This is a genomic window from Terrirhizobium terrae (genome assembly GCF_030323265.1).
In the GTDB taxonomy this organism is placed as follows: Bacteria; Pseudomonadota; Alphaproteobacteria; order Rhizobiales; family Rhizobiaceae; genus Neorhizobium.
Genome location: NZ_CP104992.1, coordinates 1,871,804 through 1,891,648 on the forward strand (window position 1 = coordinate 1,871,804; position 19,845 = coordinate 1,891,648).

The following is a 19,845-nucleotide window of genomic DNA, read 5'->3' on the forward strand; positions in this document are numbered from 1 at the left end:
ATTATCGAAGGGGCGCGTGGCGGTTTCCGCCATGCGCCCTTTTGCGTATCAGGCGAAAGGTCGACCATTGAGCCTCCAATCTTCCCATGAGCCCGCGAAAGAGCCGGCCATCGAACTAGTCGGGATCGACAAGAAGTTCGGCGCCGTCCACGCGAACAAGAACATCAACCTCTCTGTCGCCAAGGGCTCGATCCATGGCATTATCGGCGAAAATGGTGCCGGCAAGTCGACGCTGATGTCGATCCTCTACGGCTTTTATCACGCCGACGAGGGCGAAATCCGCATCCAGGGCAGGCCGGTGACGATCAAGGACAGCCAGGCGGCGATCGCGGCCGGCATCGGCATGGTCCACCAGCACTTCATGCTGGTCGAGAATTTCACCGTGCTGGAAAACGTCATGCTCGGCGCCGAAGGCGGCCAGCTTCTGGCGAAGGGCGTGGCCGGTGCCCGCAAGGAATTGAAGCGGCTGGAAACCGATTACGGCCTGGAAGTCGATCCGGATGCGCTGATCGAGGAATTGCCGGTCGGCAGCCAGCAGCGCGTCGAGATCCTGAAAGCTCTCTATCGCGGGGCCGATATCCTCATCCTCGACGAGCCGACGGGCGTGCTGACGCCGGCCGAGGCGGATCATCTCTTCCGCATCCTCGAAGTCCTGCGCGACCAGGGCAAGACGATCATTCTCATCACCCACAAGCTGCGCGAGATAATGGCGATCACCGATGAAGTATCGGTCATGCGCCGCGGCGAGATGGTGGCGACCCGCAAGACGTCGGAGACGAGCGCTGCCGAACTTGCCGAACTCATGGTCGGCCGCCGCGTGCTTCTGCGCGTCGAAAAGGGCGATGCCAATCCCGGCCCGGTTCTCCTGTCGGTAAAAAACCTGACGGTGAAGGACGGCCGTGGCGTCACCATGGTCGACGACGTCTCCTTCGATGTCCGCGCCGGCGAGATCGTCGGCATTGCAGGCGTTGCCGGCAACGGACAGTCGGAGCTTCTGGAAGCGCTGGCCGGCATCCGCAAACCGGTATCGGGCCAGATCCTCGTCGACGGCAAGGTCGTCGAGGCCGCCGATCCGGCGCTGCTGCGCCAGCTCGGCCTAGCCCATATCCCGGAAGACCGGCATCACATGGGTCTGGTACTGAAATTCGAGGAATACGAAAACTCGATCCTCGGTTATCACCACGACCCGCGCTATGGCCGCGGCGCCATGCTGGATCTCGACGCCGTCCGAAAAAGCGCCGAGGAACAGATCGCGAAATACGACATACGCCCGCCGAATCCGCGGCTGAAGACCGCCAATTTCTCCGGCGGCAACCAGCAGAAGATCGTCGTCGCCCGCGAGATCGAGCGTGACCCGAAAATGCTGCTGATCGGCCAGCCGACCCGCGGCGTCGATATCGGCGCGATCGAATTCATCCACCGGCGCATCATCGAGATGCGCGATGCCGGCAAGGCGGTGCTTCTCGTTTCGGTCGAACTCGACGAGATCCGTTCGCTCTCGGACCGCATCCTGGTGATGTTTGCCGGCAAGGTGGTTGGCGAAAAGCCGTCCGATGCCGATGAGCAGTCGCTCGGCCTGATGATGGCGGGGATCGCGGCATGAGCCTAGCCGCCGTCACCTTTAGAGTTTTGGAGTTTGGAATGACTGACGGACGAATGGTTGTCGGATCGGCGGGGAGGGACGCATGAGCACGGCTTCCGTTCCACTGCCCGGCTGGATTTCCTATGGCGTCATCCCGCTCCTCAACCTCGTCCTTGCCTTCTTCTTCTCCGGCCTCGTCGTCTGGGCGATCGGCGAGAACCCGTTCGAGGCGCTGAAATTCCTCATCCAGGGCGCGCTCGGCCGCGGTGACGCGATCGGCTTCACGCTCTTTTATGCCACCAGCTTCATCTTCACCGGCCTTTCCGTCGCGGTCGCCTTCCATGCCGGCCTGTTCAACATCGGCTCGGAAGGCCAGGCCTATGTCGGCGGCCTCGGCGCGGCTCTGGTGGCGCTTTCGCTCGATCATTACGTGCCGTGGTACGTGACCATGCCGTTTGCCATCGTCGGCGCGGCCGTCTTCGGCGCAGCCTGGGCCTTCATTCCGGCCTGGCTGCAGGCCAAGCGCGGTAGCCACATCGTCATCACCACCATCATGTTCAACTTCATCGGCGCGGCGCTGATGGTTTATCTGCTCGTGCATGTGCTGATCGTGCCGGGCAAGATGGCACCGGAAACCCGCACCTTCCTGCCGGGCGGCCAGCTGCCGAAGCTCGACTGGCTGATGGCGCTGTTCGGCCTGAAGCTCGGTCCGGCGCCGTTCAACGTGTCGTTCATCATCGCGCTCGTCATGTGCTACCTCGTCTGGCTGCTGATCTGGCGCACCAAGCTCGGCTACGAGATGCGCACGCTCGGCATCAGCCCGACGGCTGCCGTCTATGCCGGCATCCCTTACGTCCGCACGGTCATCATCGCCATGCTCATTTCCGGCGGTCTCGCCGGCATGATGTCGCTCAATGCCGTCATGGGCGCCTCGGCCCGCCTGCAGGTGGAATTCGTCGCCGGTGCCGGCTTTGTCGGCATTGCCGTGTCGCTGATGGGACGAAGCCACCCGGTCGGCATCATCTTCGCCGCACTCCTGTTCGGCATCCTTTACCAGGGTGGCGCCGACCTTTCCTTCGAAATGCCGAGCATCACCCGCGACATGATCGTCGTCATCCAGGGCCTCGTCATCTTCTTTGCCGGCGCGCTGGAATACATGCTGCGTCCGGCCATGGTCAGGCTCTACCAGACGGCGAAGGGGAGATAAGCCATGGAATATTTCGATACATTCGTCAGCATCCTCGGCTCGGCGATCCGCCTCTCCATCCCGTTGCTGTTCACGGCACTCGCCGGTCTCTTTTCCGAACGCGCCGGCATTTTCGATATCGGGCTCGAAGGCAAGATGCTGGCATCCGCCTTTGCCGCGGCCTGCGTCGCCTACTGGACCGGCAATGCCTGGGCGGGTCTCGGCGCCGGCATCGTGGTTTCGATCATCTTCTCCATGCTGCACGGCTTTGCCTCGATTACCAATCGCGGCAACCAGATCGTCTCCGGCGTGGCGCTCAATTTCGTCGCAGCGGGCCTGACGATCGTGCTCGGCCAGGCCTGGTTCAACCAGGGCGGCCGTACCGGCCAGGTGCCGCCGGAGGGCCGCTTCTCCGGCATCGTCCTGCCCGGCGCCGACATGATGCGCGAGGTGCCGATCATCGGACCGCTCTATGCCAATGTCATCTCCGGCAACAACATCCTCACCTATATCGCCTTCCTCATGGTGCCGATTTCCTGGTGGGTGCTCTACCGCACCCGCTTCGGCCTGCGCCTGCGTGCAGTGGGTGAAAATCCGGGTGCAGTCGATACCGCCGGCATTTCGGTCACCTGGCTGCGCTACCGCGCCCTGATCGTCACGGGCTTCTTGGCCGGTTTCGCCGGCACCTATCTGGCGATCGCCCAGTCCGCCGCCTTCATCAACAACATGTCGGCCGGCAAGGGCTATATCGCGCTAGCAGCACTGATCTTCGCCAAGTGGAAGCCGGTGCCGGTCATGTTCGCCTGCCTTCTGTTCGGCTTCCTCGATGCCTTCGCCAACTTCATGCAGGGCAAGTCCCTGCCGCTGATCGGCGAAGTGCCGGTGCAGATCTTCCAGGCGCTGCCCTATATCCTCACCTGCGTCCTGCTTGCGGGCTTCATCGGCGTCGCCCGCCCGCCCAAGGCCGGCGGTGTCGCCTATTCGAAGGAACGTTGAACCAATGTCCCATGAGCTGTTCGAAGCCGCCCGCGAGGCCATGACCAAGGCCTACGCACCCTATTCGAAATTCCCGGTCGGCGTCGCCCTGAAGGCGGATGACGGCAAGGTCTATCTCGGCGCCAATATCGAGAACCTCTCGTTTCCCCAAGGGTGGTGCGCCGAACCGACGGCGATCGGCGCCATGGTCATGGGTGGCGGAAAGAAGATCGTCGAACTGGCGGTGATCGCCGAAAAGCTGCCGCTCTGCACTCCCTGCGGCGGCTGCCGGCAGAAGATTTCCGAATTCGCCTCGGCCGACACCCGCATCTATCTCTGCGACGAGACCGGCGTGGCAAAGACCGTCACCATGGCGGAACTGCTGCCCTACGCCTTTGAGACGGATGTCATCGGATGAGCGCGGTCACCGACCACCTCGTAGAGCGTCTGGGCGTCCTCGTGCCACGGGTTGCGATCGTACTCGGCTCCGGCCTCGGCTCGCTTGTCGATGGCATCACCGATCAGGTGCGCATCTCCTACAGCGAACTCGATGGTTTCCCCGTCAGCGGCGTCACCGGTCATGCGGGCGAGCTGGTGGCCGGCTATCTCGGCAGCCAGCCGGTGATCATGCTCTCCGGCCGGGCGCATTATTATGAAAAGGGTGACGCGCGGGCCATGCGCTTCCCGCTCGAGGTGCTGAAGGGCATCGGCGTCCAGTCGCTGATCCTCACCAATTCCGCCGGTTCGGTGCGCGAAGACATGCCGCCCGGCTCCGTCATGCAGATCACCGACCATATCAACTATTCCGGCATGAACCCTTTGATCGGCGAGCATGGCGACGGCCGCTTCGTCGGCATGACCAGCGCCTATGACGCCGATCTGGCGCTGAAGATGCGCAATGCCGCGATCCGCGCCGGCGTGCCGCTCTTCGACGGCGTCTATATGTGGTTCTCCGGCCCGAGCTTCGAAACGCCGGCGGAGATCCGCATGGCGCGCACGCTGGGCGCCGATGCCGTCGGCATGTCGACGGTGCCGGAAGTCATCCTCGCCCGCTATTTCGGGCTGAAGGTTGCAGCCGCCTCCGTCATCACCAATTACGGGGCAGGCATGACCGGCGCAGAACTCAGCCATGAGGAAACCAAGGACATGGCGCCCATCGGCGGCGCCCGCCTGGCCGGTGTTTTGTACGAAATGATTGCAAACAACGGCTGATTTATCAAAACCGTAGCGACAATCGGCCCCATACCCTCGAATGCGTGGGTTGCATCAAATCGGTTGAACGCTAAAGATGAGCCCTCAATCAGAAGCGGAGGACGCAATGGAACTCCAGAGCCCGCGCGAGGCGGCGGCTTTTGCCCTGTCTCTTCTCGACCTGACCAACCTGCGTGATGATTGCGACAATGCCGCGATCGACAACCTGTGCCTGCGCGCGCAGACGCCTTACGGCAACACCGCCGCGATCTGCATCTGGCCGCGCTTCGTCGCCCATGCCCGCCAGATCCTCGGCGAAGGTCATCCGGTGCGGATCGCCACCGTCGTCAACTTCCCGTCCGGCGAACTTCCCGTCGCCGAAGTCGTCGCGGAAACCCGCAAGGCGGTTGAAGACGGCGCCGACGAGATCGATCTCGTCATTCCCTACAAGGCCTTCATCGCCGGTGATGAAAGTGTCGTGACCACCATGGTGGAGGCAGTCCGCGCCGCCTGCCCGAATTCCTGCCTCAAGGTGATCCTCGAAACCGGCGAGATCAGAAGCCGGGAGCTTGTGCGTCTCGCATCCGAGCTTGCGATCGCGGCCGGTGCCGATTTCATAAAAACCTCGACCGGCAAGGTTCAGGTCAATGCGACGCTGGAAGCCGCTGACATCATGCTGACGGCCATCCGCCAGTCCAAAGGCAAGGTCGGCTTCAAGCCGGCCGGCGGCATCTCCACCGTCGCCGATGCGGACCTTTATCTGCGGCTGGCCGAAACCATCATGGGTCCCAACTGGATCATGCCCTCGACCTTCCGCTTTGGCGCGTCCAGCCTGCTGGACGATATCCTGGCGGTTCTCGGCGGCACCACTGCGCCGCGCGCCGCTGCCGGCAATTACTGAATGGTGCTCCCGCAGGAGATCATCCGCCGAAAGCGGGACGGACAGTCCCTGTCGCGGGATGAGATCGCGACCTTTATCGAGGGCGTGACCGGCGAGGGGATATCAGAAGCCCAGGTTGCAGCCTTCGCGATGGCAGTGTTCTTCCGCGGCATGTCCCGTGACGAGACGGTGGCTCTGACACTTGCCATGCGCGATTCCGGCTCCGTCCTGCGATGGTCCGGTATCGATCGCCCGATCGCCGACAAGCATTCGACCGGCGGCGTAGGCGACAATGTCTCGCTGATGCTGGCGCCGATTGCAGCCGCCTGCGGCCTTGCCGTCCCGATGATTTCCGGCCGCGGCCTCGGCCATACCGGCGGCACGCTGGACAAGCTGCAGTCCATCCCCGGCTACGACATCGCGCCGGATGAAGCGCGCTTCGTCAGGACGGTCAGGGATGTCGGCTGCGCCATCGTCGGCCAGACGGCAGATCTCGCTCCCGCCGACCGCCGCCTTTATGCGATCCGCGACGTCACCGCGACGGTCGAATCCGTGCCGCTGATCACCGCCTCCATCCTGTCGAAGAAGCTGGCGGCAGGCCTCCGGACCCTGCTGATGGACGTGAAGGTCGGCACCGGCGCCTTCATGCAGGATATCGGGGAAGCCCGTGTACTTGCCCGTTCGCTGGTCGAAGTTGCCGGTGGGGCAGGGGTGCCTACGGCCGCTTTGATCACCGACATGAACGAGCCGCTGGCCGATGCCGCAGGCAATACACTCGAGATCGCCAACTGCGTCGGTTTCCTCGCCGGCCAGAAGTCCGGCACGCGGCTGGAAACCGTGGTTCTCGCCGAGGCCGCAGAAATGCTCCTCCAGGCAAGGCTGGTCTCAAGTGCATCCGCGGGCGAATGCCTCGCACGCCAGGCTCTGACATCCGGCCGGGCGATGGAAACCTTTGCCCGCATGGTCCACGCCCTCGGCGGCCCCACGGATTTCTGCGATCGCCCTGAAGCCTATCTGCCATCGGCGCCGATCGTTCTGGATGTACTGGCCCCTCAGGATGGCTATCTCGCCGCCTGCGATGCCCGCGCCCTCGGTCTCGCAGTCGTGGATCTCGGCGGCGGTCGCCGCAAGGTGTCGGACCCGATCGACCACCGCGTCGGCCTGAACGCGCTCCTGCCGCTTGGTTCACCGGTCTCGAAAGGCCAGCCGATCGCCCGCGTGCATGCCGCCTCGCAGGAGCAGGCCGAACAGACGGTGAAAACGGTGCTGGCCAGCTACCGCATCGATGCGCAAGCACCGGAACCTTCGCCGGTCATCATCGAGCGGATCGGCTGAGAAAATGGATGATCAGTTGGCGAGCGTCAGGCTCTCGCCCTTTACCTGATAGGATTTGAGTTTCTTCAGAAAACTCATGCCGACCAGCGTGTCGGCCAGCGCCTTGTCGCGCAGCACGAAGGCTTCGACGTCCCGCACCCGCACATTGCCGATCTCGACCCGGTCTAGCACGATCAGCGCTGCATCTGTCTTGCCGTTGGCGGTATTCACTTCATAGCGGAAATCGAGCCCGTTCACGCCATAGCCCAGCTTGCGGGCCGTGCTTTCGTTGATCGCCACCAGCGAGGCGCCGGTATCGACCATGCCCGGCACCGACTTGCCGTTGAGACGGAACGTGCCGGTAAAGTGGCCGCGTCCGTCCGCAGCGAGAACCGTACTGCCCGGAGTGAGGGCCGCGACCTGCGGCGCGGTCGCCTGCGGCGCCTGTGGCGTCCGCTGAGCCTGCCGTGTCGCCTCGGGTGAGGTTCCGCCATCCTCCTGATGCAGCAGGGCAGGGATCTGCGTTGCCAGCACGGCGACGATGGCCGCAAAGATCGCGGTTCTGAGAAGCATGGTCGGTCCTCGGGTTCAGGACATCCATGCTAGCGACAATGGTTTACGAAAAAAGCGGCCCAACCTTTCGGTCGGCCGCCTTCTTCAGTCTTGGTAAGGAATTGCTAAAGGCAATTCCAGCAGAAGTAGGAACCGGTTTTGCGTCCGGAAATGCTCCGGATTGCCTATTTCGTGCCGTACATCCGGTCGCCGGCATCGCCGAGGCCGGGCACGATATAGCCCTTCTCGTTGAGATGGCTGTCGATCGACGCAGTGTAGATCTTCACATCCGGATGAGCTTCCTGAAAATTCTTGATGCCTTCCGGGGCGGCCAGCAGGCAGAGGAAGCGGATGTTGTTGGCGCCGCGTTCCTTCAGCTTCTGGATTGCGGCGATCGCCGAATTGCCGGTTGCCAGCATCGGATCGACGACGATCATCAGGCGCTCGTCCAGATCATCCGGCGCCTTGAAGTAATATTCCACCGGCTGCAGCGTGTCGTGGTCACGGTAGAGGCCGATATGCGAGACGCGGGCCGAAGGCACCAGTTCCAGCATGCCTTCCAGAAGGCCGTTGCCGGCGCGCAGGATGGAGACGAAGACGAGCTTCTTGCCTTCCACGATCGGCGCCTGCATCTGCGTGATCGGCGTTTCGATCGTCTCCAGCGTCAGGTCCAGATCGCGCGTCACCTCGTAGCAGAGCAGCATCGAGATTTCGCGCAAAAGCCTCCGGAAGCCCGCGGTCGACGTCTCCTTCTTGCGCATGATCGTCAGCTTGTGCTGCACCAGCGGGTGTTCGATGACTGTGACGCCGTTCATGGCTTTTTCCTTTTTCGTTGCTTGCTTCTTCTTCCCGAAAAACGGCCGCTTTCGCAAGTCTTCACATCGTCGCCGGCCCGTGATCCCCAATCTGGCCCTCGAAGCGTTTGAGAAGCGCGGCCTTGGTTGCCTCGTCCAGAAAGGCCGCCTCGAGCGCGGTGCGGGTCATCGCATTGATCTCGGCATCGCTCATGCCCATCGTCTTGGAGGCGATCTCGTATTCGCGGGCAAGCGACGTGTCGAAGAAGGGAGGATCGTCGGAATTGATGCAGACTTTTACACCCGCCGCCTTGAGCTTCTTCAGCGGATGGCTGTCGAAATCGGGAAACACGTTAAGCGCGATATTCGAACCGGGGCAGACTTCGAGCACGGTGCCGAGCTCGGCCAGCCGCTCGACGAGAGCCGCATCCTCGATCGCCCGCACCCCGTGGCCGATCCTGGCCGGCTTCACCAGATCGAGCGCGTCGGCCACGCTGAACGCACCGCAGACTTCGCCGGCATGGATCGTCAGGCCCAGGCCCGCATCACGGGCGATGTCGAAGGCGCGGGCATAGTCCGCAACCCGCCCCATGCGCTCCTCACCCGCCATGTTGAAGCCGGTCACCAGAGGGTTTTTCGCCCGCGCCGCGTATTCCGCCGCAGCAATCACGCTGTCCGGCCCGAAATGCCGCTCGCCGGTCACGATGATCCGCGCCTCGATGCCGGTCTTCTCCTTGGCCGCCGCGATACCGTCGCAGATGCCGGCGAGATAGGCGTCGGCACCGAGCCCGATCCGGTCGCCATGGTCGGGTGAAACGATGATCTCGCTATAGATCGTGTTGATAGCTGCAAGTTCGGTAAGATAGGTCTCGGTCAGCAGCGCATAGTCGCCCGCCGTCTGGAACAGGCTCGCCACCGCATCGTAGGCCACGAGGAATTCTGCGAAGTCGCGCCAGACATAAGCGCCGTCGCGCAGGATCGCGCTGGTGTCGACGCGGTATTTCTCCGCCTGCGACTTCGTCAGAGCGGGTGGCGCTGCACCCTCGATATGACAATGGATCTCGGCTTTCAGGAGATGCTGGGTCACAGGAAACTCCATCCATGGCGGCCGGAAGGTATGGAAAGATGCGCGGCGATCGTCTCGCCGATATCCGCATAGGAGGATCTGACGCCGACCGAGCGGGTGCGGATGCCGGGGCCGAAGGCCATAATCGGCACGCGCTCGCGTGTATGGTCGGTGCCGCGCCATGTCGGGTCGCAGCCATGATCGGCGGTCAGTATCACGAGGTCGCCCGGCTTCAGGCGGCGATGCACATCGGGAAGCCGCATGTCGAAAGCTTCGAGCGCCGCCGCGTAACCCGGCACGTCCCGGCGATGGCCGTAGATCATGTCGAAATCGACGAAATTGGTGAAGACCAGATCGCCATCCGCCGCCTCATCCATGGCGGCAAGTGTCGCGTCCATCAGCGCGTTGTTGCCATTCGCCTTGATGACACGCGAAATGCCCTGATGGGCGAAGATATCGCCCACCTTGCCGACGGCATGGACGGAGCGCCCGGCCTCGACCAGCCGGTCGAGCAGCGTCGGCTCCGGCGGCAGGACGGAAAAGTCGCGGCGGTTGCCCGTCCGCTCGAATGTTTCCGGCGTCTCGCCGACGAAGGGGCGGGCTATGACGCGGCCGATATTGAGCGGATCGATCAGCCGGCGCACCACTTGGCAGAGCACGATCAGCCGCTCGAGGCCGAAATGGCTCTCATGCGCCGCGATCTGAAAGACGCTGTCGCTCGACGTGTAGCAGATCGGTTTTCCGGTCCGGATATGCTCCTCGCCAAGCTGCGCGATGATGTCCGTACCGGAGGCATGGCAATTGCCGAGAATGCCCGGAATGTCGCCCTCGCTGCAGATCGCCTCGACAAGTTCCGGAGAGAAGGCGTCGCCTTCTGTCGGAAAATACCCCCAGTCGAACATGACCGGCGTTCCGGCGATCTCCCAATGCCCCGATGGCGTATCCTTGCCGTTCGACAATTCGTTCGCCGCGCCATAGAGGCCGAAGAGGCGTTCCGGAAGCGACATTCCCACCGGATAGTTGCCGCTTGAGAGCTTGGCAATTTCCAGCAACCCCAGCGAGGACATGTTGGGCAGCTTCAGCGGCCCTTGCCGCAATCCGGTTCTGTCTGCCGCACCCGCAGCGCAGAACTCGGCGATATGACCGAGCGTATTCGACCCGAGGTCGCCGTAATCTGCCGCATCACGGGCGCCGCCGACGCCGAAGGAATCAAGTACGAAGAGGAAGGCACGCGCCATCTGCAACCGCTATCTCATTGCCCGATCTGATGATCGAATTGAATCGCGATACATATAGCTCCGCGACGCGCTTGGCAAAGGTGGCGTGTTGCTCAGCAACCCTCGCAGATGATGTTGGAGCCGACGCGCTGGCGATAGTAGAATTCGCGTCTCAACGTGATCGTCTGAAGATTGGCGGGAAGGAGGCCTGGCATGAACATCAGCAACTGGTGGCTGACCGATACTTCCGCGCGTACCAGAAAGGTGCTCGGGGAGCGCATGTCGGTCGGCACGTTCACGGCGGAACCGTTGCTGTAGGGGCGGGACCCATTCTGGGCCCATGACCATGCGACGGTCGGATTGCCGGAGGTGTCGAGTGCAACGCCGGTGATCTTCAGTGACAGGTTCTTCGGCGTATAGGGCGTGAAGATCCCGTTGGTGACGTTGATCATCTGCTGCAGGTCGCTCGGCGTCACCTTTGACGACTGCGTCACGAGGTCGGCAATCGTGCTTGCCGTGCGCGTCACCCGCTTGGAGACGCTGAGGCCGATCGTCAGTTCGAAGGAGGTGATGTAGAGGCTGAGCAGCAGTGGCGCGATCAGGGCGAATTCCACGCCGCCCACACCACGGACGTCATCTCGCAGGCGCCGGATCCTGGCGAACAGGGTTTTGGGAGCAGCCTCGGTCATGGATATTCCTCGTTCTTGAAGACGGAGGTTTCCACGATCAGGAAGTAGTTCGGCCGGGAACTGTCTGTGGGCTTGATATTGGTGATGTAGGGGCGCAGCAGATCGGTGATGATCTCCCACTTGTAGTAGACCCGCAGCATGTTCTTCGTGTTCGGCCCACCGGGGGAATATGCCAGGGAGGTCGTGTCGAGATCTCCGTTTGCCTTGATCGGAACGGTCGCCGGCATGTCGGAGAAATTCGAATAGCTCTTCACATCGATCCAGAGTTTGTTCGGCGTGGTGATTTCCGCAGTCCCGCACTGGATGAGAATGGATATCTCGCCGCAGAAGGCGGTACGGAACTCGGCCGCGCTCTTGTCGGTGCTGCTGTTGCCGTGGGCGTAGGTGATATTGCCGGTGCGCAGCTTGCGTCCCATGGTATCGACCGCGTTGGCGACGAGCTGCTCGGCCGTATAGGCCACGAAGGTCTCGATAATGGCGAAGACGATCAGGAAGTAGGGGATGGCGAGCAGCGCGAATTCGATCGCCGCCGCGCCGTCTTTCGAACGGAACAGGCGCCGGAGCCCGGTTCTCGAGCCGCTTTTCCTGGAAAGACCGCCGGCCGTTCCCTTATGATCCTGCTGCATATCTTCCTTCCGGCGAACGGCGGGAGTAGCCATGGACCATACTCAACGAATATTGAAAATCCGTTTCCCGACTGATGCAAATTGGTGCAAAATCAATGCTCAAAGCATGTCGCGCAAACGTATCCAGCGGTTCTGCGGCGACGACATGCGATAATGCAACGATGCTCTAAGGCGTACCGCTCTTGGCTTCCACGTGCTGCTCGCAGTTCGGGGTACAGGAGAGCACCGTCCGCTGCGTCTGCTTGAACATGCGCACCGTATTGCCCTCGTCGATGGAGACGAGCACGCGCTCGTCCGCAATGGCATTGCCGTCGATATCGAGCAGGACCAGGTTGGTGGTGCCGAAGCTGCGGCCCGTCACCACGATGGTGGTCGGATCGGCCACGGTCGCATCCGCCACGTCCGCATTGCCTACAATCACCTTGGCGACCGGTCGATCGAGCTTGAGTACGCGCGCGTGATTCATGAATACGCGTAGCAGATCCTGTTCCTCGGCGGCATAGGCGGTCGAGATGGCACAGGTAGCAGCGATAAAGGCGGTCAGCATGCGACGGAGCGCCATGAAAAGTCCTTAGACGATATTCTTTGATTAACGAGGATGACGCGCAATGGTGAATGAAGCTTTAAGTCCGCCGGACTGTCCCGAAATCGTTTGATTTTAATATATTAGATACATCTAATACTATGGCTTCTTGTGCATGCCGGCGCGTCAAAAATCGTGATAAAATATCGCGTTTACAGCGACTAAACGGTGTTTGGCACACGCAACGCATTTGATCTATTTCGATGATGAATCGTTCACCATGCAAAGTGACTTGGTTCACTTAAGGCATTGTTAAGCCTGTTCTTTAAGTGGATCGCAATCGTCCTAATGTAGTTCTCCGTCATCCGAGCAACGGCAACAGTTGTCGGGAAGTGCTGAACAACAAGTTTGGAAATAGGAGAACCTCATGTCCAAGATTTTCGCTCGTTTTCGTAAGGATGAATCTGGTGCGACCGCCATCGAGTATGGCCTGATCGCCGCTCTGATCTCGGTCGCCCTCATCGCCGGTGCAAGCGCACTCGGCAACAACATCAGCGGCACATTCAACACCATCTCTGGTAAGATGGGTGCTGCAAACACTGCCGGTGCTGCCCGCAATCCTTGATTTGCCGTCGGTTCGGCACATGACAACGGTGAAAGCCGCCTTAAGGGGCGGCTTATCCGCTTTATGACCCACGCCACGTTTCAGAAAGATCCGTCCATGGGTGAATTGGTAGCCATAGCCGCACTGATCTCCCTTCCCGCCGCGCTCCTCTGGGCCGCGACGACAGATTTTCTGACTATGACCATTTCCAATCGCATCTCGATCGGGCTGGCCGTCGCCTTCCTCATCCTCGCGCTGCCTCTCGGCCTTTCCCTCAGTGAAATCGGCTTGAGCCTTGCGGCTGCAGCTTGCGTGTTTCTGGTTTGCTTCGGCCTCTTCGCAGCCAACGTCATGGGTGGCGGTGACGCCAAGATCCTGACCGCGGCGAGCCTCTGGTTCGGCCTGACGCCTGCCCTCATCAGCTTCCTCGTCTATGTCGCCTATACCGGCGGTGTGGTGACGCTGCTTTTCCTTCTTCTGCGCTGGCGCGCGCCTTCCGTACTCGCCATGGGCATTCCGCTGCCTATGTCTGTCGTCGAGGCGAAGAAGATCCCTTACGGCATCGCCATCGCAATCGGGGGCATTCTGGCATTTCCCAACGCACCTACCACGCTCATGGCTCTTCAGTCATTCTGAAGGTAAAGCTCTAGCAATACTGCGTTAACCAGAATTGTAAGCGTCCCATTAACCATAATTACACCATTGCGGCCCATCCTGCGGGGAAGTTCAAGATTCTCCCAGGAAAAGGCAATGAAGCCCGCTCGCATCATCATCCTCGCGGTGGCCGTCGTGGCTGCAGGCCTCGCTGGCCTGCTGGCCATGAGCCTTACGGGTAACCGGCCTGAACAGCTGGTGGAAACGGTCGTCGAAAGGGCGCCGACCGTGCGGGTCCTCGTTTCAGCAGACAACCTTCCCGTCGGCAGCCGGCTTAACGAAAATACCCTTGAGTGGCTCGACTGGCCGAAGGACGGCATTACCGAAGGTTTCATCACCAGCGAAGCCCGTCCGGACGCGGTGAAGGAACTCGAAGGCTCCGTCGTCCGCCTTCCGATCTTCAAGGGCGAACCGGTTCGCGCCGAAAAGGTCGCGGACTCCTCAAGCCGCATCATGTCGTCGCTGCTTCCCTCCGGCAAGCGTGCCGTGGCCACCGAAATCTCGGTGGCAACCGGTGCGGGCGGTTTCGTCCTGCCGAACGACCGGGTCGACGTGATCATGGTCCGCTCCAGCAAGGACGGCAGCGGCAATTACATTACCGAAAACGTGCTGAACAATGTCCGCGTTCTGGCGATCGACCAGAACATCCAGGAAGCGCCCGACGGCAGCAAGTCGGTCGTCGGCACCACGGCCACGCTGGAGCTGACGCCGGATCAGACGAAGGTGATCGTGGTGGCCCAGCAGATGGCCGAGCGTCTGACATTGGCGCTGCGCTCGGTCGCCGACGCCCAGGAAGCGGATACGCAAGGGGCGGATTACCTTCTGCATGGCGGGGGCAAGTCGGACATTCAGGTCATCAAGTCGGGATCGATCATCACCGGCTCGACGCAGCAGGCGAAGTGAACGGAGTGGTCAGGTGGGTAGCTTGAAAAACAGAACTCGTGGAACCGTATCAGTGGGGCTGGCGCTCTGCCTGGCCCTATCTGGCGTTCCAGGAGGTTTCGCTCCGGGGTTCCTCGACGAAGTCGTTGCTGTTCGCGATGTGGCGGCAGCCGATAGCGGTGTGATCCGCATCGCCCAGGGCGGCGCGGGGACCAAGCGCCGCTTGGCGCTCGGTTTGAACAAGGCTCTTGTCATCGACCTTCCCTCCGATGCGCACGACATTCTGGTGGCCGACCCATCGATGGCGGATGCCGTCACCCGTACGTCGCGCCGCATCTATCTGTTCGGCAAGACCGTCGGCCAGACCAATATCTTCGTCTTCGGCCCGAACGGTGAGGAAATCGTCACCCTCGATGTACAGATCGAACGCGACATTTCCGGCCTGGAAGAAAATCTGCGCCGCTTCCTGCCCGGCTCCGACATCAAGGTCGAGATCATCTCCGACAACATCGTCCTGACCGGCACCGTCAGGACCCCGCAGGATGCGGCCAAGGCTGAACAGCTCGCCTCGGTCTTCCTCAAGGGTGGTGAGGCCACGACCCGCACAGAGACCGCCACGGGCAGCAATGGCGGGGGCGCCGCGATTTTCGCCGAGCGCCGCCAGGAATCGCAGATCCAGAACATGCTGACCGTCGAGGGCGAGGACCAGGTCACGCTGAAGGTCACCGTCGCTGAAGTGCGCCGCGAGATCATCAAACAGCTCGGCTTCGACAACAATTTCGCCCGCAACAGCACGTCCCGACACGCGCTCGACGTCCTGAATTTCGCCACCGGTGCCGGTGGCGTCACCGGCACCATCTCGGCCGATATCGGCAAGCTCGGCATCGACACCGTCTTGAGCGCGCTGGAACAGGCCAATGCCATCCGCACGCTGGCGGAACCGACCCTGACGGCGATTTCCGGCCAGGCCGCTACCTTCAATTCCGGCGGCGAACGCCTCTATACGACAACCGGCGTCGATGGTGTGACCACGGTCACGACCTACGAATACGGCATCTCGCTCGGCTTCACGCCGACCGTCCTTTCTTCCGGCCGTATCAGCCTCAAGATCCAGACCCGCGTATCCGAGCCGGTCGCCAGCACCACCAGCGTCGAGTATCGCAAGCGCGATGCGGAAACGACGGTCGAATTGCCCTCGGGCGGCTCGATCGCGCTCGCCGGCCTCATCCGTGACGACATCCAGCAAACCATGAACGGTACGCCGGTCGCGTCCAAGGTCCCGCTGCTCGGCGCTCTCTTCCGCGAGAAGCGTTACGAGCGCAACGAGACCGAGCTGGTCATCATCGCGACGCCCTATCTGGTTCGCCCGGTGGCGCGTAACGAACTGTCCCGCCCGGACGACAATTTCCAGCCGGCCTCCGACGCTGAAAGCGTCTTCCTCGGCCGCGTCAACAAGATCTACGGCCGCAAGGAGGCGCCGCCGCCGGCTCCTTACCAGGGCAATGTCGGGTTCATCTACAAATGACCAGAAACCTCAAGCCTTACCCGTTCGGCGACGTTTACCCGCAGGAGAGGCATCCTTCCATGGATCCGCGAGACAGAAAGACCATATCCGGAAGCCGCGCCTTCCCCGTTGCCGTCGTCATCGGCCTTGCCGCAGCGCTCTCCGGCTGCGCGGGCAAGGACAGCCTGACCACCGGTTCCCTGCCGGATGATTACCGCACACGCCACCCGATCGTCGTCGGCGAAGCCGAAAGACGATGGATATCCCCATCGCGACCGGTGATTCCAGGCTGACCCGCGGCCAGGAAGAGGTAATCGCAGGCTTCGTGGCCGAATATCGTCGCTCCTCCAGCGGCATCATCCAGATCGTCACGCCGCGTGGTTCTGCAAATGAAGGCGCTGCCTCCGCCGCTGCCTCGTCCATGCGCCGTCTGATGGTGAAGATGGGCGTCCCGAAGCACAAGATCCTGCAGTCCGGCTTCCAGGCCGAGTTCGGTGAATCGGCTCCGATCCGTCTCAGCTACGTGGCGATTGCCGCCAAGGCGGGCCCCTGCGGCGAATGGCCGGCGGACATGACGCTGAACACGTTCAGCAACAAGAACTATTACAATTTCGGCTGTGCCAGCCAGAGCAACCTCGCGGCCCAAATGGCCAATCCGAGCGACATGCTCGGCCCCCGTGTCATGACGCCGCCGGATGGCGAGCAGCGCGGTCAGGTCATCGAGAACTATCGCGAGTCCTTCAGCGATCTGGGGGTAATTGATGAACCGGCTTAGCGGTTGGAAAGCGTGACGCGATGATCAGCACCGTCAATTACGATATGAAGAGCGAAGGCGATCTTGGCGACGATCACCCGTCGGGTATCGAGCTGGAAGCAGTTCGCCCGCTGCCGCGCATCTCCATCCATGCCTTCTGCGAAAGCGAACAGGTCCAGCGCACCATCGACAAGATGGGCCGCGATCGCCGCATGGCCAAGGTCAACCTGCGGGTCACCAACGGAAACATCGCGGCTGCCGCAAACATGTTTGCCTCGTCGCCGACGCCGAACCTCATCGTCCTTGAAACGGCTGCCGAACCGCGCAACCTTTTGTCGGAACTGGCGCCGCTGGCCGAGGTCTGCGATCCGTCGACGCGCGTCATCATCATCGGTCGCTACAACGATATCGGGCTTTACCGCGATCTCGTCCGCAACGGCATTTCCGAATATCTCGTCGCACCGGTCGCCATGGCGGACATGATGGCGGCGATATCGTCGATCTTCGTGGATCCGGATGCCGAGCCGCTCGGCAAGTCGATCGCCTTCATCGGTGCCAAGGGCGGCGTCGGCTCCTCGACGATCGCCCACAACTGCGCCTTCGGCATATCGAGCCTGTTCTCGACGGAAACGATCCTTGCCGATCTCGATCTGCCCTTCGGCACGGCCAATATCGATTTCGATCAGGACCCGACCCAGGGCATCGCCGAGGCCGTGTTCGCGCCTGACCGGCTGGACGAGGTTTTCCTCGACCGCCTGCTCACGAAATGTTCCGACCATCTGTCGCTGCTCGCGGCTCCCTCGCTTCTCGATCGCGCCTATGACTTCGAAAACGGCGCCTTTCAGCCGGTGATCGAAATTCTCCAGCGCAGCGCGCCGATGGCGGTTCTCGACATTCCTCATGCGTGGAACGAATGGACCCGGGCGGTCCTCGCCGATGCTGACGAAGTGGTGATCTGTGCCGCACCGGATCTCGCCAATCTGCGCAACACCAAGAACATGCTCGATGCGTTGAAGAAGCTTCGCCCGAACGATCGCTCCCCGCATCTGATCCTCAACCAGGTCGGCATGCCCAAGCGCCCGGAAATCAATCCGTCCGATTTCATCGAGCCGCTGGAGATCGAACCGATCGCCATCATTCCCTTCGATGCCGGCCTGTTCGGCAATGCGTCAAATAGCGGTCGGATGATCGCGGAAATCGACGGCAAGTCGCCGATTGCCGAAACCTTCTCGCAGATATCCCACGTCGTCACCGGCCGCATCGCGGTCAAGAAGGCGAAGAAGGGCGGTCTCGGCAAGGTCCTCGGCATGCTGGGTCGCAAGTAGATTTAAGCCAGAAAAGAATTAGGTCGTAAAATGTTCGGAAAGCGCGGAAACGAAGGGTTCGGAAAGGGTGGGACAATCACGTCGCCGCCCGCTGCGGCGCATTCGCCGGCCGCGCCCGCCGCGATGCGCCCGGAAGCACCTGCGTCGGCTGCGCCTATCGAGCCGGCAGCGCCACGCCAGCCGGCCACGCCGCCGCCGCTCGCTCCTTCGGCCGCCGCCCGCAAGCGCCCGGCGCGAACCGAACAGTATTACGATACCAAGGGCCAGGTCTTTTCCGCGCTCATCGACACGATCGACCTCTCCCAGCTCGCCAAGCTCGACACTGAGAGCGCGCGCGAGGAAATCCGCGACATCGTCAACGACATCATCACGATCAAGAATTTCGCGATGTCGATCTCCGAGCAGGAGGAACTGCTCGACGATATCTGCAACGACGTTCTCGGCTACGGCCCGCTGGAACCGCTTCTCGCCCGCGACGATATCGCCGACATCATGGTCAACGGTGCCGGCCAGACCTTCATCGAAGTCGCCGGCAAGACGATCGAATCCGAAATCCGTTTCCGCGACAATGCGCAGCTTCTCTCCATCTGCCAGCGCATCGTCAGCCAGGTCGGCCGCCGTGTCGATGAGAGCTCGCCCATCTGCGACGCCCGCCTGCCGGATGGTTCGCGTGTCAACGTCATCGCCCCGCCGCTGTCGCTGGACGGTCCGGCGCTGACGATCCGTAAGTTCAAGAAGGACAAGCTGACGCTCGACCAGCTGGTCCGGTTCGGCGCGATCACGCCGGAAGGCGCCGTCCTTCTCCAGATCATCGGCCGCGTCCGCTGCAACGTCGTCATCTCCGGCGGTACCGGCTCGGGCAAGACGACGCTCCTGAACTGCCTTACCCGCTATATCGATACCGACGAGCGCGTCATCACCTGCGAGGACACGGCCGAACTGCAATTGCAGCAGCCGCATGTCGTGCGCCTGGAAACCCGACCGCCGAACATCGAGGGCGAGGGCGAGATCACCATGCGCGATCTGGTCAAGAACTGCCTGCGTATGCGCCCCGAACGCATCATCGTCGGCGAAGTGCGCGGACCTGAGGTCTTCGACCTGCTGCAGGCGATGAACACCGGCCACGACGGCTCGATGGGAACGATCCACTCCAACTCCCCGCGCGAATGCTTGAGCCGTATGGAATCGATGATCGCCATGGGCGGCTATACGCTGCCGGCCAAGACGGTGCGCGAGATCATCTCGGGCTCGATCGACGTCATCGTCCAGGCAGCCCGCCTGCGCGACGGCTCGCGCCGCATCACCCAGATCACCGAGGTGATCGGCATGGAAGGCGACGTCATCATCACCCAGGATCTGATGCGCTACGAGATGGACGGCGAGGATGCCAATGGCCGGATCATCGGCAAGCATGTCTCGACCGGCATCGCCAAGCCGCATTTCCATGACCGGGTGAGATATTTCGGCGAAGAGCGGCGTCTGGCTGCCGCCCTCGACGCAATGGAAATGGCCAGGGACTAAGGGACA

At 61.9% G+C, this 19,845-nt stretch carries 19 protein-coding genes and 2 pseudogenes; 14 read left to right on the top strand and 7 right to left on the bottom strand.

Translation table 11 applies throughout. The features are described 5' to 3' along the window. Positions 1 to 67 precede the first annotated feature (67 nt). From N7E02_RS16835 to deoA, 7 genes are all read left to right on the top strand, one after another. A complete protein-coding gene (locus tag N7E02_RS16835) occupies positions 68 to 1,603 on the top strand; it encodes an ABC transporter ATP-binding protein (RefSeq protein WP_286583409.1) in 1,536 nt (511 codons plus the stop codon). Between the two features lie 82 nt (positions 1,604 to 1,685). Beyond that, on the top strand, positions 1,686 to 2,789 hold the full coding sequence (locus N7E02_RS16840; RefSeq protein WP_092995859.1) for an ABC transporter permease: 1,104 nt from the start codon (positions 1,686 to 1,688) through the stop codon (positions 2,787 to 2,789). Positions 2,790 to 2,792: 3 nt separating this feature from the next. Then, entirely contained in the window at positions 2,793 to 3,764 is a 972-nt protein-coding gene (locus N7E02_RS16845) for an ABC transporter permease (protein WP_286583413.1), read from the top strand. Between the two features lie 4 nt (positions 3,765 to 3,768). Then, a complete protein-coding gene (locus N7E02_RS16850) occupies positions 3,769 to 4,161 on the top strand; it encodes a cytidine deaminase (protein WP_286583416.1) in 393 nt (130 codons plus the stop codon). Then, the gene (locus tag N7E02_RS16855) at positions 4,158 to 4,955 is read left to right on the top strand and encodes a purine-nucleoside phosphorylase (RefSeq protein ID WP_286583418.1); all 798 of its coding nucleotides are present in this window, start codon (positions 4,158 to 4,160) and stop codon (positions 4,953 to 4,955) included. Before N7E02_RS16850 ends, N7E02_RS16855 begins: the two co-directional genes overlap by 4 nt. A 106-nt stretch (positions 4,956 to 5,061) precedes the next feature. Further along, a complete protein-coding gene (gene deoC, locus N7E02_RS16860) occupies positions 5,062 to 5,835 on the top strand; it encodes a deoxyribose-phosphate aldolase (RefSeq protein ID WP_286583421.1) in 774 nt (257 codons plus the stop codon). Next, complete coding sequence (gene deoA, locus N7E02_RS16865) at positions 5,836 to 7,149, top strand: thymidine phosphorylase (protein ID WP_286583423.1); 1,314 nt, start codon at positions 5,836 to 5,838, stop codon at positions 7,147 to 7,149. A 12-nt stretch (positions 7,150 to 7,161) separates the two neighbouring features. On the opposite strand, the gene N7E02_RS16870 is transcribed toward deoA, so the two are convergent. The 7 genes from N7E02_RS16870 to N7E02_RS16900 all read right to left on the bottom strand — a co-directional run bounded on the left by N7E02_RS16870 (position 7,162) and on the right by N7E02_RS16900 (position 12,619). Next, the gene (locus N7E02_RS16870) at positions 7,162 to 7,701 is read right to left on the bottom strand and encodes a TIGR02281 family clan AA aspartic protease (protein ID WP_286583425.1); all 540 of its coding nucleotides are present in this window, start codon (positions 7,699 to 7,701) and stop codon (positions 7,162 to 7,164) included. Between the two features lie 164 nt (positions 7,702 to 7,865). Beyond that, positions 7,866 to 8,495, bottom strand: coding sequence for a uracil phosphoribosyltransferase (upp, locus tag N7E02_RS16875; RefSeq protein WP_286583428.1), 630 nt, complete (start codon positions 8,493 to 8,495; stop codon positions 7,866 to 7,868). A 61-nt stretch (positions 8,496 to 8,556) separates the two neighbouring features. Then, complete coding sequence (locus tag N7E02_RS16880) at positions 8,557 to 9,561, bottom strand: adenosine deaminase (RefSeq protein ID WP_286583430.1); 1,005 nt, start codon at positions 9,559 to 9,561, stop codon at positions 8,557 to 8,559. After that, complete coding sequence (locus N7E02_RS16885; RefSeq protein WP_286583431.1) at positions 9,558 to 10,778, bottom strand: phosphopentomutase; 1,221 nt, start codon at positions 10,776 to 10,778, stop codon at positions 9,558 to 9,560. Before N7E02_RS16885 ends, N7E02_RS16880 begins: the two co-directional genes overlap by 4 nt. 92 nt (positions 10,779 to 10,870) lie before the next feature. After that, positions 10,871 to 11,446, bottom strand: a complete 576-nt coding sequence (locus tag N7E02_RS16890; protein ID WP_286583434.1) for a TadE/TadG family type IV pilus assembly protein — start codon at positions 11,444 to 11,446, stop codon at positions 10,871 to 10,873. Continuing rightward, on the bottom strand, positions 11,443 to 12,072 hold the full coding sequence (locus N7E02_RS16895) for a TadE/TadG family type IV pilus assembly protein (RefSeq protein WP_286583436.1): 630 nt from the start codon (positions 12,070 to 12,072) through the stop codon (positions 11,443 to 11,445). Before N7E02_RS16895 ends, N7E02_RS16890 begins: the two co-directional genes overlap by 4 nt. A gap of 166 nt (positions 12,073 to 12,238) precedes the next feature. Further along, a complete protein-coding gene (locus N7E02_RS16900; RefSeq protein WP_286583884.1) occupies positions 12,239 to 12,619 on the bottom strand; it encodes a pilus assembly protein N-terminal domain-containing protein in 381 nt (126 codons plus the stop codon). A gap of 403 nt (positions 12,620 to 13,022) precedes the next feature. Here N7E02_RS16900 and N7E02_RS16905 point away from each other — a divergent pair, with 403 nt between their 5' ends. From N7E02_RS16905 to N7E02_RS16935, 7 genes and pseudogenes are all read left to right on the top strand, one after another. Then, positions 13,023 to 13,220 carry a Flp family type IVb pilin gene (locus N7E02_RS16905; protein WP_286583438.1) on the top strand — a complete coding sequence of 66 codons (198 nt, stop codon included), beginning with the start codon at positions 13,023 to 13,025 and terminating at the stop codon, positions 13,218 to 13,220. Between the two features lie 105 nt (positions 13,221 to 13,325). Then, entirely contained in the window at positions 13,326 to 13,835 is a 510-nt protein-coding gene (locus tag N7E02_RS16910) for an A24 family peptidase (protein ID WP_286583885.1), read from the top strand. A gap of 114 nt (positions 13,836 to 13,949) precedes the next feature. Beyond that, positions 13,950 to 14,756, top strand: coding sequence for a Flp pilus assembly protein CpaB (gene cpaB / locus N7E02_RS16915; RefSeq protein ID WP_286583442.1), 807 nt, complete (start codon positions 13,950 to 13,952; stop codon positions 14,754 to 14,756). Between the two features lie 13 nt (positions 14,757 to 14,769). After that, on the top strand, positions 14,770 to 16,260 hold the full coding sequence (locus N7E02_RS16920) for a type II and III secretion system protein family protein (RefSeq protein ID WP_286583444.1): 1,491 nt from the start codon (positions 14,770 to 14,772) through the stop codon (positions 16,258 to 16,260). A 59-nt stretch (positions 16,261 to 16,319) separates the two neighbouring features. After that, a pseudogene (locus tag N7E02_RS16925) lies at positions 16,320 to 17,014 on the top strand (CpaD family pilus assembly protein). Positions 17,015 to 17,106: 92 nt separating this feature from the next. After that, positions 17,107 to 18,318: pseudogene (locus tag N7E02_RS16930) on the top strand (CpaE/TadZ family protein); the annotation flags it as partial. Between the two features lie 30 nt (positions 18,319 to 18,348). Further along, on the top strand, positions 18,349 to 19,839 hold the full coding sequence (locus tag N7E02_RS16935) for a TadA family conjugal transfer-associated ATPase (RefSeq protein WP_286583448.1): 1,491 nt from the start codon (positions 18,349 to 18,351) through the stop codon (positions 19,837 to 19,839). Positions 19,840 to 19,845 lie beyond the last annotated feature (6 nt).

Coding starts and splice junctions, on each gene's coding strand:
- N7E02_RS16840 (WP_092995859.1), top strand. CDS start 1,686: ATGAGCACGGCTTCCGTTCCACTGCCCGGCTGGATTTCCTATGGCGTC.
- N7E02_RS16845 (WP_286583413.1), top strand. CDS start 2,793: ATGGAATATTTCGATACATTCGTCAGCATCCTCGGCTCGGCGATCCGC.
- N7E02_RS16850 (WP_286583416.1), top strand. CDS start 3,769: ATGTCCCATGAGCTGTTCGAAGCCGCCCGCGAGGCCATGACCAAGGCC.
- N7E02_RS16855 (WP_286583418.1), top strand. CDS start 4,158: ATGAGCGCGGTCACCGACCACCTCGTAGAGCGTCTGGGCGTCCTCGTG.
- deoC (WP_286583421.1), top strand. CDS start 5,062: ATGGAACTCCAGAGCCCGCGCGAGGCGGCGGCTTTTGCCCTGTCTCTT.
- deoA (WP_286583423.1), top strand. CDS start 5,836: ATGGTGCTCCCGCAGGAGATCATCCGCCGAAAGCGGGACGGACAGTCC.
- N7E02_RS16870 (WP_286583425.1), bottom strand. CDS start 7,701: ATGCTTCTCAGAACCGCGATCTTTGCGGCCATCGTCGCCGTGCTGGCA.
- upp (WP_286583428.1), bottom strand. CDS start 8,495: ATGAACGGCGTCACAGTCATCGAACACCCGCTGGTGCAGCACAAGCTG.
- N7E02_RS16885 (WP_286583431.1), bottom strand. CDS start 10,778: ATGGCGCGTGCCTTCCTCTTCGTACTTGATTCCTTCGGCGTCGGCGGC.
- N7E02_RS16890 (WP_286583434.1), bottom strand. CDS start 11,446: ATGACCGAGGCTGCTCCCAAAACCCTGTTCGCCAGGATCCGGCGCCTG.
- N7E02_RS16895 (WP_286583436.1), bottom strand. CDS start 12,072: ATGCAGCAGGATCATAAGGGAACGGCCGGCGGTCTTTCCAGGAAAAGC.
- N7E02_RS16900 (WP_286583884.1), bottom strand. CDS start 12,619: ATGCTGACCGCCTTTATCGCTGCTACCTGTGCCATCTCGACCGCCTAT.
- N7E02_RS16905 (WP_286583438.1), top strand. CDS start 13,023: ATGTCCAAGATTTTCGCTCGTTTTCGTAAGGATGAATCTGGTGCGACC.
- cpaB (WP_286583442.1), top strand. CDS start 13,950: ATGAAGCCCGCTCGCATCATCATCCTCGCGGTGGCCGTCGTGGCTGCA.
- N7E02_RS16935 (WP_286583448.1), top strand. CDS start 18,349: ATGTTCGGAAAGCGCGGAAACGAAGGGTTCGGAAAGGGTGGGACAATC.